Genomic DNA, 17742 nt, shown 5'->3' on the forward strand with positions numbered 1-17742 from the left:
ATTTAAAATAATGCCGGTTCTAATATTGCAATTTTTCGGATGCGGCTATTGAAGAAATGGAATGCTAACCTTTCATTCCTGCCAGAACACACTTAAATTAATGGAGTTTATCAAAACATGATATCATGTTTTAATTTATTTCGGTTGCGGACAGCTTTTCTTGCCCCCCATACGGATCATCAAACCAATTCCGAAGAAAGTGTACCAATCGCGGCTGGCGCGGTTTCCTCTTTGCCCGAAACGGTTCCCGTCCAAACTTCTGTTGCTCAATGCAGCAGCTGTAGGACCATTTTGAGCAGCCAAAAGCAAAGGATCTGCATACCGGTATCCGCCCACATCATCCAGGTAATCCGTAAACATCAAACGGATTCCATATTCGATGTTCAACCCGATATTCTCGGAAATTGAAACGCGGGCACCGACTGCGATCGGAATTCCCATTTGAATGCGCGAATATTTTCCACGGTCCGCCAATTCTGTTCCCTGGCCTTCCGTTCCCAATGGCTGCAATTCCACCATCGCTCCGTTGTACTCCGTCATGGGATTAATACGCGTCAGTGACAACTCAGCCAATAAATAAGCCGTTCCCTTGTACCTTCTGTTCCCGATCTCAAACGGAAAATAAGTTACTTCGATCCCAGATCCGAATTCAAATAAATCCGATTGGAAGGAAAGGTTCCTGTTCTTGTAAAATTCCCCTTTTTGTTCGCTGTCATAGCCTTCAATTTTCCCGTACGTAAAATTTAACCGGTAAGCTAAACGCGCATTGATGTTATAGCGATACAACAATTGTCCGGCTAAATTGGTATGCTTAAAATGTGCTTGGTTCAAATCGCCGATATAGTAGCTTCCGCCCGCCATAAAACCAATTTCGGAACGCGACAAGGCATTGTGCCTGTGCGCCTTTTGGCTCCAGGAGAGAGAAGTTACCAGGCAAAGGAAACCTATCAGAATTCTGTTCTGCATACCAGCTATAACGGATTTGAATGCGATTAATTGTGTGCTCCTGCTGCCATTGGAACTAAAATTCCTTTTTGAATCAGCAATTCTGCAATTTGGATCGCATTGGTAGCAGCACCCTTTCTTAAATTATCCGCTACCACCCACATATTCAAGGTTTTTTCCTGGCTTTCATCTCTTCGGATGCGGCCTACAAATACATCGTCTTTGGATTCTGCAAAACGCGGCATCGGGTAGGTATTTGTCGTAGGATCGTCTTTCAAAGTGATTCCAGGAGTTTCGTGAAGCAATTTCCGCACATCCGCAAGATCGAATTCTTTCTCGAATTCCACGTTCACAGCTTCAGAGTGTCCACCCACAACCGGAACGCGAACCGCAGTAGCAGTTACGGAAATAGCAGGATCCAATATTTTCTTCGTTTCGTTGGTCAGTTTCATTTCCTCCTTGGTATATCCATTATCCAAAAAAGAATCGCAATGCGGGATACAGTTTTTATCGATCGGGTAATTGTAAGCCATTTCACCGGAAATTCCCGCACGCTCATTTTCCAATTGCTGAACCGCTTTTACTCCGGTTCCTGTGATGGATTGGTACGTAGAAACCACCACGCGTTTTACTCCGTAAGCCTTGTGCAAAGGTGCAAGTGCCATCAACAACTGGATGGTGCTGCAATTCGGGTTTGCAATGATCTTATCCGACGCCGTCAGCAAATCTCCGTTGATTTCAGGAACAATTAATTTTTTGTCCGGATGCATTCTCCACGCCGAACTGTTATCAATCACGGTGGTTCCGACAGCTTCGAATTTTGGCGCCCATTCCAGGGAAGTTTCACCACCGGCAGAGAAAATAGCCACATCGGGCTTCATGGTAACAGCTGTGGCCAAATCCACAACCGGAAATTCCAATCCTCCGAATTCGATCTTTTTACCAACCGATTTCTCAGAAGCAACAGGGATCAATTCCGTAATGGGAAAAGAACGCTCTTTCAACACTTCCATCATGACATTTCCAACCATTCCTGTCGCTCCGACAACTGCTACTCTCATAACCAAAAAATTTTACACAAAAATAATACTAAAAAGTTCAAAAGGTTGAAACAGTTCAAAGGGTTCAAAAATTTAATGAATCAAATTTGAACATTTGAACATTTGAACATTTGAACATTTGAACATTTGAACATTTTTTATTAAATCAATTCATTAGCGTATCTTTGTACCGGAAAAATCAATTTCCACCGATTTGAAGTGAGGAAAAGCTCGTCGCACGTGACATTCAGTTCGGAACACTTTACAGAAAAAATTTCATGCAATTTGATGAATTAAACTTACATCCGCATTTGTTGGATGCACTAAAAGAATTAGACTACACTACACCGACACCTATCCAGGAACAATCGATCCCAAGCTTACTAGAAGGAAAAGACTTATTCGGATGCGCCCAAACCGGTACAGGAAAAACAGCAGCATTCGCTTTGCCTATTTTGCAGCATTTAGAACCGGACGGACCTGTTAAAGGAAAACGCCCGATCCGTTGTCTGGTATTGGCTCCGACCAGAGAATTGGCAAACCAGATCTGCGACAGTTTCAAGGCTTACGGAAAACATTCCAAGCTGCGCACGATGGTCATTTTTGGTGGCGTAAACCAAAACAAACAAGTCAACCAGTTGAATGCCGGAGTGGATATCCTGGTAGCAACACCCGGACGTTTACTCGACTTAATGAACCAAGGACATATTCATTTGTCCAAGATCACCCATTTTGTATTGGATGAAGCAGATCGCATGCTCGACATGGGATTCATTCACGATATCAAAAAAATCCTTCCGCGTTTGCCGAAGAACAAACAGAATATCTTTTTCTCCGCTACAATTTCTCCGACGATTATGGAGTTGGCCGGAACGATTTTGTTCGATCCGGTAAATGTACGCGTTACACCGGTTTCTTCCACAGCTGAGATCGTAGAGCAATTTGTTTATCATGTAGAGAAAGCAGATAAACGTGCTTTCCTGAAACAACTGATCAAAAGCGAAAACATTTCTCACGCGATTGTATTCACACGCACCAAACACGGCGCTGACCGCGTAGCAAGAGAACTTACGAAATCCGGCCACAAAGCGGAGGCAATCCACGGAGATAAATCGCAGAATGCCCGCGAAAGAGCACTGGCAGGTTTCAAAAACAGAACTGTGAGCTTTTTGGTAGCAACGGATATCGCTTCTCGCGGAATTGACATCGACCAATTAGAATATGTGATCAATTTTGAGATCCCGGAAGTAGCGGAAACATATGTCCACCGAATCGGTAGAACGGGCCGTGCAGGTTCAAGCGGAATCGCGTATACGATGTGCTCCAGTGAGGAAAAAGGGTATTTGAAAGCGATCCAGAAGCTGATCAATCAGCAAATCCCGGAGCGAACACTGAAATGAACCAAGCAAAGTTCCAATATTGCAATATTTGAACATGGCTATATTGCAATGTTGAAATATTGATTCTTTGTAAAATTCTATTTTTAAGCGGTTGAGGTTTTTTACTTCAACCGTTTTTTCATGATCTTTTCGATGGCTCCTAGCCAGTAATTTCTAAACCCAAATCCTTTGGCCTTACCGGTTACTTTTTGCATGTTGGAAATGGTTCCTGTTGCAATATCGAACCGAATCACGTAAACCGATGCCAACTCTTCGCTCTTGCTGAAATATTCAACTATGTATACCAATCCGGTACCTGCTCCCTGCCCCACATATTTTTGAATTTCCTCTTTGGCGTTCGCTTCAGATAAGCTATAGGTGTTATCGGTGATCAGTTCTTCGGAATTTACAGCCTCATTCGCCTTCTTCACGATATCAAGCGACACCGTTACTTTTGCCGCACCGTAATACTTTGCAATATCGTATTTATCCGACTCTGTGACTACAACACTGTTCCAAACATTTAAATAGTAAGCCTGAATTTTAGCGGGTTCCGTAAAACCTGCCGATCCAACCATTTTAGCCTGGGAAAAATCAATTCCGAACCAGGTAATTTCGGCCAATTTCTGCGCAAAGGCACCATGCATTAAAAAGAAGATGAAGATAGTTAGAATGCCTTTTTTCATATTTCAGTTAGTTGATGGCACAAAGATAAATAGTTTGTGAATAGTATGTCAATCAAAACGGACTTTTGTATATTAGTCCGACTTAATTGATATGAAGGCACTTTTCATTGTTCTTACACTACTCTGTCCTCTTTTGGCCTGGAATCAGCTCGTTGATGATTTTTCCGACGGGGATTTTACCTCAAATCCGGCCTGGAATGGAACCAACACAACATACATTATCAATGCAGGCCAGGAATTGCAATTAAGCAATACTGTTGCAGCCACTTCCTACTTGTCAACTCCGCATGGTTTATCATCTTTGGACAACAAGCAATGGGAATTAGTGGTCCGGCAGACTTTTGCTCCAAGCTCCAGCAATTTCGGGCGGGTTTATCTGACCGCTTCCTCTGCCGATTTGAGCACCAACCCGGATGGATTTTACCTGCAGTTCGGAGAAGCAGGATCCACAGACGCCGTACGTTTATTTAAAATTGTTTCCGGTGTTTCGACCCAAATTTGTGCTTCACTGGATGGACAAATAGCCGCTTCATTCGCTGTAAGGGTGAAGGTTGTCCGGGATAATGCAGGACTCTGGAAATTGTATGTCGATCCAACCGGCGGAACAAACTTCGGAAGTGCCTATACCGGAACGGATGCAACCGTTTTAACCGGAACACATTTCGGTGTTTTTCAAACGTATACTGTTTCCAACGCAACGAAGTTCTATTATGACGATATTTATGTGGGCAGCGAAATTGTGGATACACAAGCTCCTTCACTAGTCAGTGCAACAGTGATTACCAATTCCCAGGTCGATCTGTTGTTTAGCGAGCCGGTTGGAGGAAGCGCAATGCTCCAGACGGGCAATTATACGATCAATCCGGCAATTGCGGTTTCCAATGTTTCGGTTGACGGAACCAATGCCTCTTTGCTTCACCTGATTTTGGGAGCTCCTCTCAGCAATGGACAGAATTACAGCATTACGGTCGGAAGTATTGAAGATGCATTCGGGAATACAGCAACGAATCTGACCGGAAACTTTTCGTACCTGGTGGGCGAATCAGCGGTGAAAGGCGACATCATCATTTCAGAAGTGATGGTAGATCCTTCTCCGGTTATCGGTCTTCCGGAACTGGAGTTTATTGAAATCTACAATAAGAGCAGCAAATACATTGATCTTGCCGGCTGGAAACTGGGCGATCAGAGCGGAGACGGAACCATTCTATCCGGGTTCATTAGTCCGGGCCAATACAAAATTCTTTGTGCTACGTCCAGCGCTCCTGAATTTCCCGGTTCTTACACCGTAAGCAGTTTTCCCAGCTACAACAATTCCAGTGATGATGTTGTTCTGAAGGATAATACCGGAATACTGATCGACAAGGTTTCTTATACCGATAGCTGGTACCAGGATCCGGTTAAAAAAACGGGTGGTTACACGCTGGAATTAATCAACCCGGATGATCCCTGCTCGGACGCATCGAATTGGATCGCTTCCAATAATCCCAATGGCGGAACTCCGGGAACACAAAATTCCGTTTATAATATCATCCCCGACGTACAAATTCCTTACATCACCGGCCTGATAGCTTTGGGCCCGAATTACCTGGAAGTGCATTTTTCGGAAGGAATGGATTCCGCAAGCCTGGTAAATGCCGCTTTCAGTTCAAATCCAAACCTGACGGTTCAATCCATTTCTGTGGCAACGACTTTCAGTAACCAGGCAACCATTGCATTCAATGAAAACCTGGCTCCAAGTCAACAGTACCATTTTTCTTACGGACCAGTCAGCGATTGCTGGCTGAACGCAACGACTCTAACCGGGAATTTCGCCCTGGCAGATGTTCCGCAAGCCGGAGACCTGGTGATCAATGAGATTCTTTTTGACCCCGCAACCGGCGGATCTGATTTCGTGGAAATCTACAACCGCTCTTTGAAAGTGATCAACCTAAATGGTTCAGCCATTGCCAATTACAACGATGATACCATTCAGCTGACACAGAATTATTTCCTGTATCCGGGCGCATACGTGGTCCTGACTCCCGACAGCAATTATCAAAAAAGTACTTTCCCGGAAGCTGTATCCGGAAAATTCTATGCTACGTCCCTGCCTTCCCTGAATAATGATTCTTCGACCGTACAGTTGTTCTACAACACCATTATCATTGACAAAGTAAGCTACAGGGAAGACTGGCATTTGTCACTCATCGACGACACGGAAAACAAAACCCTCGAGCGCATCAACCCGGATGGCGTTTCATCGAGTGCTTCCAACTGGCACACGGCTGCGGAAACAATCGGTTTCGGAACACCGGGAAAAATCAATTCACAGTGCGCAACAGGAAGTGTGTCGTCCACTTTCGGAACCACAGAACCGATCTTTTCGCCGGACAATGACGGTTTCCAGGATGTGTTGTTATTCCAGTATAATTTTGACGTGGGAATGATTGCAACACTCAAAATATTTGACAATCAAGGCCGCGAGGTGCACACGCTTTTCTCCAGTGAATTGCTCGGACAACAGGGAAGTTTTACCTGGGATGGCGTGATGTCGAACAGTCAAAAAGCCCCGATCGGAATTTATATAGCAGTGATTGAAGCTTTTGCTGCAGACGGAGGAACAAAGCAATTTGCAAAGCGTGTAGGCTTTACTTTAGCCGGAAAACTTGACTAATTGAAAATTGAGAATGCAAAAATTGAAAAGGGGAAATATCTGTAAGCTTTAAACCTCGTTTCTCCTCTTTTCAATTATCAATTTTACATTTTCAATTTACTCTACGTAGCTCAACTTCAACATATTCGATTTTCCGTTCTCTTCGATCGGAATGGAAGCGATGTTGATCACCAAATCTCCCTGTTTGAGCAAACCTTCTTTGGTAAGCAGGTATTTGATGTCAGCAATGGTATGGTCGGTACTTACTTTTTTATCGTAATAGAAAGCTCTCACTCCCCAAACAAGGCTCAGCTGTGTGATAATCTGTTTGTTTCCTGTAAACACAAAGATCGGCGCATTGGGCCTTTGGGATGCGATCTTATAAGCTGTATAGCCCGAAAATGACATCGTAATGATCGCATCTGCCTCTACACGCTGCGCCAATCGGCAGGCATTGAAACAGATTGAATCGGAAATGAAGCGCGACTGGGTTTTATCCGGAAGCTGATCTTTGTGATAGATCCCGTCAAATTTCTCCATTTCTTCTACGATATTCACCATCGTACGGATCACTTCGATCGGGAATTTCCCCACCGATGTTTCCCCGGAAAGCATCACTGCATCGGCACCATCCAAAACAGCATTGGCAACGTCGTTCACTTCCGCACGTGTCGGAGTAACATTCGTGATCATGCTTTCCATCATTTGCGTAGCAACGATTACCGGTTTTGCGTACTGATGTCCTTTACGGATCAGCATTTTCTGGATCAGCGGCACATTCTGGTACGGAATTTCAACTCCCAAATCCCCGCGGGCAACCATCAAGGCATCCGTTACTTTGATGATCTCATCAATATCTTCGATTGCTTCCGGTTTCTCAATTTTCGCAACCACACGTGCTTTAGCCTGGCGGTTTGAGATAATGTGCTTCAATTCGATAATGTCTCTGGCAGAACGCACAAATGACAAACCGATCCAATCCACGTCATTCGCCAATGCAAACTCCAGGTCTGCGCGGTCTTTTTCTGTTAATGACGGCAACGAAATTTTGGTATTCGGCAGGTTCACTCCTTTTTTGGAGGAAAGAATTCCACCGTGAATCACTTTCGCCTTGATTTCCGTTTCACCGTTCGTTTCCACGATTTCCATCTGCAATTTCCCGTCATCCAGCAAAATACGTTCTCCGGGTTGTACATCCCGCGGCATCAATGAATAACTGATCCCGAATTTCTCAGCTGTTCCCGTAATTCGTTCCGTTACAATGGTCACAATAGCGCCTTCTTCCATCATGACACCGTTGTTTTCCATTTCGTAGGTTCTGATCTTAGGACCTTGTAAATCGGCCAGGATGGAAACATTCAAACCGGTTTCCTGGTTGATCTCGCGGATCAGATCAATACTTTTCTTGTGATCTTCATGTGATCCGTGCGAACAGTTCAAACGGCAAACGTTCAACCCGTCCAATATCATTTGTTTTAAAACTTCTTTTTCAGCAGTTGCCGGACCTAAGGTGGCTACAATTTTTGTTTTTTTCATTCGAAAATTATTAGTTCTGCAGAGGGAATGGATTCAGCCTCAAAAACATAGGCAGCCATCACGCTATTCGATTCCCGGATCTTTTCTACCAACTCATCCAGGTCGTGAAGCACGTTTTCCCGGAGAATCAAAAAATAATCAATCTGGTTCTTTTCGGGAATCAGGAATTTACCCTCACATTTATTCTTAATTAAATACCATTCCATGTGATCTACCTCATCGATAAACACATGGAAACTGTGTTGTGAAACGATTGTACCTTTTTTGGATTGAATCACAAAGGGCTCTTCACTTTTGGTAAGTTCCAATTCCAGTATTTTGTTGATTCCCCAAGCCAACCGGTAGTCACTGTGGTGTGAACAAATACCGATCAGTTCAAAGTCTACAGAAGTTTCCAAAGAAAGTACATGACGCTTTTGTTTGCTCATCCACTTTGAATTTATACGTGAAGTTACGCAATATCTCAGACATGACAAGCTGTTTGGAGGTTAGGATTTCATTAAGTTAACATGGTATTGAGAAAGATATAAGCTGAAAGGAATAGCGTAGAATTTGCAATTCAATAGCCCATTATTGGAGTCATTGACGATAAGGCACTAACCGCTATTAAGTAAACTGCTCCTACAAATAGAGCTGTGATAGAAATAAAGAACAAAAGATAGGTCAATCCTTTATTCTTATAACGATCTCTGTTCCTTACAACCCTAACAAAGGAAATAAATGCAAAAACCGTTAGAAGAAGGGCCAATCCAGTTAGAAAAATTCCGGCTCCTAAATAAAGAAAGGAGCTATACATGGATATCAATCCTGCAGAAATCCCTATTCCCACTAAAAGAATAAATGCAACCCAAGTCAATGGTTCAGTCTTCTTGGCAGGTTCTTCTTTCGGATCTTCTAAACTTGGTTGATCCATTTGCATCGGAAAATCCTCATTGAATGCCGATTTCGAGTTTTCCGGATAGGAAGCCACATCTGCTTCAGTGTCACCCAAAATGACTTCACTTTTCTGAGAAACTTTTGGACGGATAGAGTCAATGGGAGAAGGAGAAGATGTCACCTGAACAGTGATTTCCGATTTTCCGGGATGATCTTCTGGATAATCTGACTGATTTTCTTTGTTCGATTGATGTTCTTCCTCCGAATGCGATTTCTTCCATTCCACATGATAGCCGGGTCCGAAATGGCGCTTGGTAATAGTACATGCAGTCAGTGACAGAATAAATACAATAAATAGTAGTCTCATAATTAATTGTTTTTCACAAATATGAGAAAATGGTTTCAAATGTGAGTTGCGATTTTCCGTACTTGATTCTCAATATTCAATGAACAGATTATTATTAACACCGGGAGCGATTAATATCGTATCTATATATTCTGTTAAACTTCCATTACGATTTATTTGGATTTTGTACACATAGCGTCCCGCTTTTGACTGGACTACTGATGCTTCATTGTAACAACCCAAATTATAAGGACTCCAAGTTTCATTATTAAAATCCAAATAATAATCTTCATCAAAATTCCTTATTATGATCCGCATACTATCTGATGGCCCAGAGCAATTTACATTTTCTATTTTGTAATTAATTTGCATCAAAGGTAAAGCTCGAATTATATAACTCTCCTGATTATTACGAGTAATAAGATCATAAGCAGGTGCATTAATCAGAGAATAACTACCCGAATAGTTTTGGAATTGAATATCAGAATAGTCAAAGTCGATTCGATACATATAATCCAGGTTTTTTTTGGAAGAAAAGAAATGACTGCAAGCCCGCTGGTATTGGTGTAACCTTCCAACTTGAAATCGATGTATTCAATGTCACTCAGCTTCTCTGAAAATTTTTTGGACCGGTATTCCGTTATGGTATACTTCACACCCGAAATAGGTTCTCCACTATATGGAATGTGCGACTTAATTGTAAATTGAATAGGATGCTTCTTATCCTGCTTTTTGCAGGAAATGATTAAAAGAAGCAGGCAACAATTGAATAATGCGAATAGTAATTTCATTGCAGTACATTTTTACAAATGTGAGTAATTGATTTGAAAAAGTTGTTGCAATTTTTCGTACTTGATTCTCAATACTCAATAAAAACATCGTTCATTACTCCAGGTTGCAAGAAGAAGGTATCAGTGTAAGTAGTTACTTGATTGTTGCGAGTTATTTCGATTTGATAAACTTGATGACCGGACAATGAATTATTATTGATATACTCACCAAATATTCCACACCCATTAAAATAATCGCTCCACGTGTAAACAGTTTCAAATGTCTCATTGGGAGATTCTTCCAAGTGATATACTTTATATCTCATTTTATCGTTCGCATCAAAACAATTAACATTTTCTATCTTGTAATGAGCTCCACAATGTGGCAACACTTTAATTTCATAGTCTCTTGGATTATTCCGGTTAATTAGATCATAAGCAGGGGCATTGATTAAAGAATAATCTCCGAAAGAAGCTGAAAATTGAATATTGGAATAATCAAATTCAATTCGATACATGTAATTTAAATTTTTCTTTGGAAAAAAAGAAATAACTGCAAGCCCAGCTGCATTGGTGTAACCTTCCAGCTTGAAGTCCGTGTATTCAATTTCACCCAGTTTTTGTGAGAATTTTTTTGCCCGGTATTCGGTGATGGTATACTTTACACCCTTAATAGATTCACCGCTATACGGAATATGAGACTTGATTGTAAACTGAATAGGATGTTTTTTATCTGGCTTTTTGCAGGAAATGATTAAAAGAAGCAGGCAACAATTGAATAATGCGAATAGTAATTTCATTGCAGTACATTTTTACAAATGTGAGTAATTCATTTGTAAAAATTGTTGCGATTTTCCGTACTTGATTAATATTCCAGGAAAACCTCGTTCATGATACCGGGTTGCAGGAAAAAAGTGTCTATATAAGTTGTCACTTGACCATTACGAGTCACTTCGATTTGGTAGACTTTCCTGCCCGATAACATATCGTTACTGGTATTCTCTAAATTAACAGCACAACCGTTAAAATCATTACTCCAAACGGATATGTATTGAAATGACTGATTGGGGAATTCATCCATATTGAATGTTTTAAAGCGCATTTTATCATTGCTATCAAAACAATTGATGTTTTCAATTTTAAAATGAACACTGCAATGAGGTAAGGCTCTGATTTCATAATCCCTTGGATTATCCCGGTTAATAAGATCGTATGCAGGGGCGTTGATTAACGAATAATCTTCGGAAGATCCTGAAAATTGAATCTTGGAATAATCAAAATCAATTCGATACATGTAATCCAAGCTTTTCTTCGGAAGAAAAGAAATAACTGCAAGCCCGTTAGTATTGGTGTAACCTTCCAACTTGAAATCGGTGTATTCAATATCACTCAGCTTCTTTGAAAATTTTTTGGACCGGTATTCCGTTATGGTATACTTCACACCGGAAATAGGTTCTCCACTGTATGGAATGTGCGACTTAATTGTAAATTGAATAGGATGCTTCTTATCCGCTTTGTGACAGGAGAAGATTAATAGAAGCAAACCTACCACAACTAATGTTCGATGAATATATTTTTGGTAGTGCATACTCCGTCCTTAATTAATTTAACCAAATAAAAGCCCGGCCTTACCTGATGGAATATTGGTTCCTTTAAAGATACAAGCTTTTTATATACTTCCTTGCCGGAAAGATCCAGAATCCGGATCTCGATGATTTCATCCATGGATAATTCTTCCCAACGAACCGAAAAACTTTCTTTGGAAGGATTGGGGAAAATGGAAACCCGATCCAAACTTCCTCCGTTGTTATTTCGGAATTCGGAGGCTTCTGCTGCTGTATTTTCAGAACCGAAGTTCGTGTTAGTAATGGCTGATGTTTTTTCACAGACAATATCTCCAATATAAGCATGCAAATCCGCACCGCTTTTGATGTGGACTCCAGGTGTGAAATGAATTTCCTCAACCGCCTGCGCATCTACAATGGCATTCGGTTCTACAACCAGATCTACAAAGTCGGTTTTTTGGGTGACGTGATTCCCCAACAAAATGCTATTTCCTGCCTCGTAATCTACCCGATAGAAATATCCCGGTCGGGTAAAGAAACCGATGCGCATATTCTGCAGGAAAATAAAATCGGGTTCCGCCTCTTCCACCACGAAATTCTTGATGATAGGTTTAATGGGTGAATCGATTCCGGCATAAGCATTCGGATCTTTCCGGTTTCCGGTCAGGTGTTCGGTATTTTCATCCCAACAAAATAAAGCATCAAATACGGTATAATCGTAATGATTGAACGGATAACCTAAGTGGGGATATCCATAATAATTGGATGCGTCATCTGGATCATTTACAGCAGCAGTAATTTCAGTATCATACATTAGTTTATGAATCTTAAAATTATAATCCGGATAACCATTATTCAAACTACTATTTAAGTCCTTCACATCGTGTGTCAATACGGTGGGAGTAAAAGCGTATAACAACTGTTCCTTAATATCCGGACTCAATGGCAATTGTGCGCTGAATTGGTTATTGATTTCAATAATTGGATTTTGCTCAATAAAGATGATTCCTCCGGGAGCGTTATCCAGCACCAGCGGGTCTTTTGTTGTCGCTTCATACTTCGATTTCCAGGGTTTAAACCAGGGTTTGTGTTCACAATAAAATACCCGGTGAATACCATGTGTTAGGAAAGATGCTTCATATCTCCGGTTTAAAAAAGGCATTGGAGCAGAGTTTTGTTTGAAAAAGATAGCTCCTGTTTCCTCCGGGTACGGAAAGTGATCAACAGTGAAATTAGAGAAATCGTATTTTGGAGTAGACGTACCATTGGAAAGGGAAATCATCCGCTGAAAGGATGGATAACCTAAACGATGCCGTTTTTAGCATGGTTGAAAGCCGTATGTTTTGCCATGTAGGAAGTACGGAGCCCGCTCTGGCCTTGACCCGGCGAATCTCCCGAGCCTGTTTCTGTATGAAAATAATGTAGTAACTGCGCTGATAACGGCGCATTGAGAATGTAATGCAAAGCATAGGTTTTGTAAACGTTCTCAATTGCCGGAGCAACAAAAGGTACTTCAGAAAAAAACATTTGATTGTAATCGTAAACCCATAGGTACTCCACAGCATGTTGCATCCCAAGGGGAATATTTGCTCCACCATGTTCTCCATCATTGGAAATATACAATTTGGTATGTGGGTGCGGCCCGTTCGCATTCAGGTGTTTGTATTCCATTTTCTGCAACGCAAGCCGTGTGGCAAGTGAACCGGCGCTAAAACCCATAATGATGTTTTCCTGGTAGGAATCGTTTTCCATTTTCCGGGTGTTTACCAAGTTGATTAATTGTTCCAACAGGTCAGCGTTCTTTTCTACATAGGCATTTGGAGGGAAGAACTGACAAAGAATGACATCAAAGCCTTCATCATGAAGGTTTTCAATCAAGCCGGCCTGGTTAAACTGATTGGACAGCTGACCCAAAGATGCCGGCCAGTTTTGTTTATCATTTATCGCTTTCTTATCTGTGTGTGGTCCCCAGCCTGCAACCATAATAAAGGGTTTGCGCAATTTATTATCGGAACAGGCATAATAAGTCGAGAATTTCAAATCCGGGGAATAAATAGACGACGACGTATAATTGTCCGGGTAAAGCGTCTCATAGGACACAAAATGCTGGCTCACGGAAGATTTCGGGGTGTTTCTGGGATTCATCTCCACTTCCTGCTGGACCTGCACTTGTTCTCCGTCTGAAAAATGGATCACAAAAGTGAGTTTTTGCTTGCCTTCCAGCCAATTGCTCAAATCTACGGAGGAATTAAAATACAGGAGTTTGGAATCGATTCCGCGTTTTATTTCCACGTGATCAATCGTTCTGTTGTTATTGGTGAAGAAGGTCTTATCGTTCAACTCAAGAACCGCATTGTTGTAAGCAAAGGAATCTAAAAACATAGCCGCATACAACACTTTGTCTTCGGTTAAATCATTTGCAAGGATTTCACGGTATGGATTTATCTCCGAACTATTCCTGAATGCATCCGCTACAGCCGGAATTAACGAGTTTATCTTCAAATCGACCACATAGAATGGAATTCGCAGTTCACTGTATTCATCCAGTGAATAGAAATGATCGTATACCGGGAATAGAATGGAATCGCGGTGAAAAGTCTGCGACATATCCCACCAATTCATCAAAGAGAATAAGCCTATTATCCCGTTTCCGGTGCAATGGATTGGTTGGTCTTTATAAACCAGTTGCTTGAAAACAGAATCTTCCAGTTCCATGGTAGCATTCCGAAAGTAAGTGCTGGAGAAATTACTGAAATTGGTAGTTGAATACGCGTATTCCATCATTTCCCGCGGGTTCTTAAACACCAGCGTATCCGCTTGCCCCAACCCATGTAAACTCATGAGCAGGAACATTCCTGTAATGAATTTTCTCATGGTTTACGGTTTTGTCTGTTCCTGTAATTGAAGAATCAATTCCCGTTGCTGTTGCAGCAATCGTTTCTGTTCTTCCAACTGCTCCTTCATCTGAAGCAGGTACAAAGTCAATTCTTCCACTTTTTCCATCAGCATCACGTTGCTTTTTGCCACGTTGACTCCTTCCTCTTCCATTTCGCTGGCACTCGGAACATTCGGCAAGTGGTTGTTTTCTGCAATGTATTCCTTCAATTCCTCCAGAGGCATCAGTTCGTAGTTTTCAGCAAAGACATAATCCGGCCATAGCTGGTTCAGATTCACTTTGATCTCCCGGGCATACAACAACCCGGTATTATCCAGTTGCATCAATTTATACCTTTCGGTAGTGCCGGTCATCTTTTTGTCTACGATGATCGGATGGGTGTCTTTATCGGCATTTATGGAAATGTGTAGCTTGGATTCTGGATTATTCTGATCGATTCCAACCAGAATGTCCGGAACACAATGGCGGCTTGTATACAATTTCCCGGGACCATTTAACCAAACGGGCGATGCAGGCGTTGTATTTCCTTCGTTATCGTCTTTGCAGGGTACGTAGGTTGATTCGGAATAAACCAAACTTTTCAGTTCACCGCCGTTCTTCAGCTTGCCATTGGCATTAACCAGAAGTACTCCGTCTCCCGGCAAAGTGGAATCTCCCAGCGATCTGATCTTCAAATCGCCTTCTTTGATAATGGTAGTTCCAATTAAAGTAGTGGACCCTCCGACCCTCAGATCGTTTTTTAAGTTTGCATTTCCAACAACTTTCAGATCGCTTTTAATGGTAGCTGTTTTATTGACAACGATCGAGTCCTTTACAACCAACATGGAATCGATTCGTGCTGACCCGCGGACCGTCAGTTTCTGGTCAGGTGCTGTGGTTCCGATTCCAACATTTCCAGTGGTGGGAAGACTGTTTGTTTGAGAAAAATAAGGAGTAGTGCCTGCTATAACTAGCAGCAATAGTAGTAGTGACTTTTTCATAGTGGGTGTTTAAAGTTATCTGCAAACTTAACAGCCGGATCACTAAAAATCAACCGTATAAATACTGAAAATTATCCTGTGGTTTTCCGCAGATTTTTTTAGATCTCCCCCATCAAAAGGAGCGTTTCCTTTGCAGCGGCCTGCTCGGCCAGTTTTTTGGAGTTTCCGGTTCCCTTCCCGTAATTGGTCCCATTTACCTGCACGATCACTTCGTAGAACCAGGTTCCGTGGTTGTTTTCTTCGCGCAAAACGGTGAATTCAAGGCTCAACCTTCTTTTTTGGCTCCAGATAAATAATTTGGACTTGAAATCGATCTCCTCTTCCAGGATCTTGTTCAGATCTACATACTTGCGGAAAATGTGGTTGTAAATGATCTTCTTGGTGACTTCGTACGAACTGTCCAGGTAGATGGCCCCGATGATTGCTTCGAACGCATTTCCTTCCAGGGAAGACAGGTTGATCGAACGGCCTTTGTTGTAGCGCAAAATGGAACGCAATTCAAGCTCTTCACCGATTTCCGAAAGGGTTTTGCGGGAAACTACTTTTGATTTGACTTTTGTGAGATAGCCTTCATCTTCATCCGGGAAGCGCTGGAACAAAAACTCCGCGATGATGGAATCCAGAATGGCATCTCCCAAAAATTCCAAACGCTCGTTGGAAAAGTCTTTTTGACCGTGATAAGCAATGGAACGGTGTGTTACCGCCTGGTAAAACAAATGGATATTCTTTGGTCTGTATCCAAAGCGATTTACGAAAAATCGAATGAATGCAACGTCTTCGGGAGACCTGTTTTGCTTAAAGAATGGTAGTCGTAGCCGCACCTAAATTTTTACCCTTTATACTTTCGCACGATCACAGAAGTATTGTGACCACCGAAACCGAAGGTGTTTGATAAGGCAACATCCACGGTACGGTGCTGAGCTTTATTAAATGTGAAATTCAATCGATTGTCTATTTCAGGATCGTCTGTAAAATGATTGATTGTTGGTGGAACAATGTCATTTTTAACTGCCAGGATACATGCAATTGCTTCGATAGCTCCTGCCGCACCCAACAAGTGACCTGTCATGGATTTTGTGGAGCTGATGTTCAGTTTATAGGCATGTTCTCCGAATACCTGAAGGATTGCTTTTGTTTCAGCAATATCTCCAAGCGGAGTGGATGTACCGTGAACATTTACATAATCAATTGCAGTGGGATCCAACTCAGCGTCTTCCAATGCAGCGATCATGGTATTTCTTGCACCTATTCCTTCCGGATGAGGAGCGGTCATGTGATAAGCATCACCCGACATTCCGCCTCCAAGAACCTCCGCATAAATGTTAGCTCCACGCTTTTTTGCATGCTCGTATTCTTCCAGGATGAGTGCACCGCCTCCTTCACCCAATACAAAACCATCGCGGTCAAGATCGAACGGACGGGAAGCCGTTTCAGGAGAATCGTTGCGCGTTGAAAGTGCTTTCAGGGCATTGAATCCTCCCATTCCCATTTCATTTACAGCTGCTTCGGATCCTCCGGTAACAATCGCATCTGCTTTCCCCAAACGGATCAGGTTGAATGCATCAATGATCGCGTTGGTAGATGAAGCACAAGCCGAAACAGTTACGTAATTCGGTCCTCTTAAGCCGTATTCAATGGAAATATGACCTGCGGCGATATCCGCGATCATTTTAGGGATAAAGAACGGATTGAATCGTGGTGTTCCGTCGCCTCCGAAGAAGTTTTGAGCTTCGTCCTGGAAGGTCTTTAAACCACCGATTCCCGAACCCCAGATTACACCGATGCGGTCTACATTGGGGTTCGATTCCATCAACTTAGAATCAGCCATGGCTTCTTTTGCAGAAACCATGGCGTATTGTGAAAATTGATCTAATTTCCGTGCTTCTTTTCTGTCGATATGATCCTCGACATTGAAATTTTTGATTTCGCAGGCAAAATGGGTCTTGAACTTTGAAGCGTCATATTGCTGAATCGGTGCGGCCCCGCTTTTTCCATTGATTAATGCTTCCCAGTATTCTGAAACAGTATTTCCAATAGGCGTAATAGCCCCCAAGCCGGTTACAACAACTCGTTTTAACTCCATAAAATCAG

16 protein-coding genes are annotated in these 17742 nt (G+C 42.1%); 2 read left to right on the forward strand and 14 right to left on the reverse strand.

Annotated features, from left to right (window positions below):
* Window positions 1-135: 135 nt before the first annotated feature.
* Window positions 136-966, reverse strand: a complete 831-nt coding sequence (locus ABDW02_RS11235; protein WP_343634652.1) for a DUF6089 family protein — start codon at window positions 964-966, stop codon at window positions 136-138.
* Between the two features lie 26 nt (window positions 967-992).
* A complete protein-coding gene (locus tag ABDW02_RS11240) occupies window positions 993-2006 on the reverse strand; it encodes an aspartate-semialdehyde dehydrogenase (RefSeq protein WP_343634653.1) in 1014 nt (337 codons plus the stop codon).
* 257 nt (window positions 2007-2263) lie between these two features.
* Between ABDW02_RS11240 and ABDW02_RS11245 the strand changes: the two genes are divergently transcribed.
* Entirely contained in the window at window positions 2264-3385 is a 1122-nt protein-coding gene (locus ABDW02_RS11245) for a DEAD/DEAH box helicase (RefSeq protein WP_343634654.1), read from the forward strand.
* 101 nt (window positions 3386-3486) lie between these two features.
* On the opposite strand, the gene ABDW02_RS11250 is transcribed toward ABDW02_RS11245, so the two are convergent.
* Complete coding sequence (locus tag ABDW02_RS11250; RefSeq protein ID WP_343634655.1) at window positions 3487-4050, reverse strand: hypothetical protein; 564 nt, start codon at window positions 4048-4050, stop codon at window positions 3487-3489.
* Between the two features lie 91 nt (window positions 4051-4141).
* Between ABDW02_RS11250 and ABDW02_RS11255 the strand changes: the two genes are divergently transcribed.
* The gene (locus ABDW02_RS11255; RefSeq protein WP_343634656.1) at window positions 4142-6703 is read left to right on the forward strand and encodes a lamin tail domain-containing protein; all 2562 of its coding nucleotides are present in this window, start codon (window positions 4142-4144) and stop codon (window positions 6701-6703) included.
* Between the two features lie 96 nt (window positions 6704-6799).
* Here the strand turns inward: ABDW02_RS11255 and pyk are convergent, their stop codons facing one another.
* From pyk to fabF, 11 genes are all read right to left on the reverse strand, one after another.
* Window positions 6800-8218, reverse strand: coding sequence for a pyruvate kinase (pyk, locus tag ABDW02_RS11260; protein WP_343634657.1), 1419 nt, complete (start codon window positions 8216-8218; stop codon window positions 6800-6802).
* Window positions 8215-8646: an IPExxxVDY family protein gene (locus tag ABDW02_RS11265; RefSeq protein WP_343634658.1), complete on the reverse strand. Its 432-nt coding sequence runs from the start codon at window positions 8644-8646 to the stop codon at window positions 8215-8217. The genes pyk and ABDW02_RS11265 overlap by 4 nt, the downstream gene beginning before the upstream one ends.
* Window positions 8647-8777: 131 nt before the next feature.
* A complete protein-coding gene (locus tag ABDW02_RS11270) occupies window positions 8778-9461 on the reverse strand; it encodes a hypothetical protein (protein ID WP_343634659.1) in 684 nt (227 codons plus the stop codon).
* 422 nt (window positions 9462-9883) lie between these two features.
* The gene (locus ABDW02_RS11275) at window positions 9884-10231 is read right to left on the reverse strand and encodes a hypothetical protein (RefSeq protein WP_343634660.1); all 348 of its coding nucleotides are present in this window, start codon (window positions 10229-10231) and stop codon (window positions 9884-9886) included.
* A 68-nt stretch (window positions 10232-10299) separates the two neighbouring features.
* Window positions 10300-11010: a hypothetical protein gene (locus ABDW02_RS11280; protein ID WP_343634661.1), complete on the reverse strand. Its 711-nt coding sequence runs from the start codon at window positions 11008-11010 to the stop codon at window positions 10300-10302.
* 65 nt (window positions 11011-11075) lie between these two features.
* Window positions 11076-11798: a hypothetical protein gene (locus ABDW02_RS11285; protein ID WP_343634662.1), complete on the reverse strand. Its 723-nt coding sequence runs from the start codon at window positions 11796-11798 to the stop codon at window positions 11076-11078.
* The gene (locus tag ABDW02_RS11290; RefSeq protein ID WP_343634663.1) at window positions 11765-13057 is read right to left on the reverse strand and encodes a T9SS type A sorting domain-containing protein; all 1293 of its coding nucleotides are present in this window, start codon (window positions 13055-13057) and stop codon (window positions 11765-11767) included. Before ABDW02_RS11290 ends, ABDW02_RS11285 begins: the two co-directional genes overlap by 34 nt.
* A gap of 20 nt (window positions 13058-13077) precedes the next feature.
* A complete protein-coding gene (locus tag ABDW02_RS11295; RefSeq protein WP_343634664.1) occupies window positions 13078-14649 on the reverse strand; it encodes a hypothetical protein in 1572 nt (523 codons plus the stop codon).
* 3 nt (window positions 14650-14652) lie between these two features.
* Window positions 14653-15651, reverse strand: coding sequence for a hypothetical protein (locus ABDW02_RS11300; protein WP_343634665.1), 999 nt, complete (start codon window positions 15649-15651; stop codon window positions 14653-14655).
* A gap of 98 nt (window positions 15652-15749) precedes the next feature.
* The gene (rnc, locus tag ABDW02_RS11305; RefSeq protein WP_343634666.1) at window positions 15750-16472 is read right to left on the reverse strand and encodes a ribonuclease III; all 723 of its coding nucleotides are present in this window, start codon (window positions 16470-16472) and stop codon (window positions 15750-15752) included.
* Window positions 16473-16480: 8 nt separating this feature from the next.
* Window positions 16481-17734, reverse strand: coding sequence for a beta-ketoacyl-ACP synthase II (fabF, locus tag ABDW02_RS11310; RefSeq protein ID WP_343634667.1), 1254 nt, complete (start codon window positions 17732-17734; stop codon window positions 16481-16483).
* Between the last annotated feature and the right edge of the window lie 8 nt (window positions 17735-17742).

The sequence above is a fragment of the Fluviicola sp. genome (genome assembly GCF_039596395.1).
Taxonomy (GTDB): domain Bacteria; phylum Bacteroidota; class Bacteroidia; order Flavobacteriales_D; family Crocinitomicaceae; genus Fluviicola.

Coding starts and splice junctions, on each gene's coding strand:
- ABDW02_RS11250 (WP_343634655.1), bottom strand. CDS start 4,050: ATGAAAAAAGGCATTCTAACTATCTTCATCTTCTTTTTAATGCATGGT.
- ABDW02_RS11285 (WP_343634662.1), bottom strand. CDS start 11,798: ATGCACTACCAAAAATATATTCATCGAACATTAGTTGTGGTAGGTTTG.
- pyk (WP_343634657.1), bottom strand. CDS start 8,218: ATGAAAAAAACAAAAATTGTAGCCACCTTAGGTCCGGCAACTGCTGAA.
- ABDW02_RS11295 (WP_343634664.1), bottom strand. CDS start 14,649: ATGAGAAAATTCATTACAGGAATGTTCCTGCTCATGAGTTTACATGGG.
- ABDW02_RS11240 (WP_343634653.1), bottom strand. CDS start 2,006: ATGAGAGTAGCAGTTGTCGGAGCGACAGGAATGGTTGGAAATGTCATG.
- ABDW02_RS11280 (WP_343634661.1), bottom strand. CDS start 11,010: ATGAAATTACTATTCGCATTATTCAATTGTTGCCTGCTTCTTTTAATC.
- ABDW02_RS11255 (WP_343634656.1), top strand. CDS start 4,142: ATGAAGGCACTTTTCATTGTTCTTACACTACTCTGTCCTCTTTTGGCC.
- ABDW02_RS11235 (WP_343634652.1), bottom strand. CDS start 966: ATGCAGAACAGAATTCTGATAGGTTTCCTTTGCCTGGTAACTTCTCTC.
- fabF (WP_343634667.1), bottom strand. CDS start 17,734: ATGGAGTTAAAACGAGTTGTTGTAACCGGCTTGGGGGCTATTACGCCT.
- ABDW02_RS11245 (WP_343634654.1), top strand. CDS start 2,264: ATGCAATTTGATGAATTAAACTTACATCCGCATTTGTTGGATGCACTA.
- ABDW02_RS11290 (WP_343634663.1), bottom strand. CDS start 13,057: ATGATTTCCCTTTCCAATGGTACGTCTACTCCAAAATACGATTTCTCT.
- ABDW02_RS11265 (WP_343634658.1), bottom strand. CDS start 8,646: ATGAGCAAACAAAAGCGTCATGTACTTTCTTTGGAAACTTCTGTAGAC.
- ABDW02_RS11270 (WP_343634659.1), bottom strand. CDS start 9,461: ATGAGACTACTATTTATTGTATTTATTCTGTCACTGACTGCATGTACT.
- ABDW02_RS11275 (WP_343634660.1), bottom strand. CDS start 10,231: ATGAAATTACTATTCGCATTATTCAATTGTTGCCTGCTTCTTTTAATC.
- ABDW02_RS11300 (WP_343634665.1), bottom strand. CDS start 15,651: ATGAAAAAGTCACTACTACTATTGCTGCTAGTTATAGCAGGCACTACT.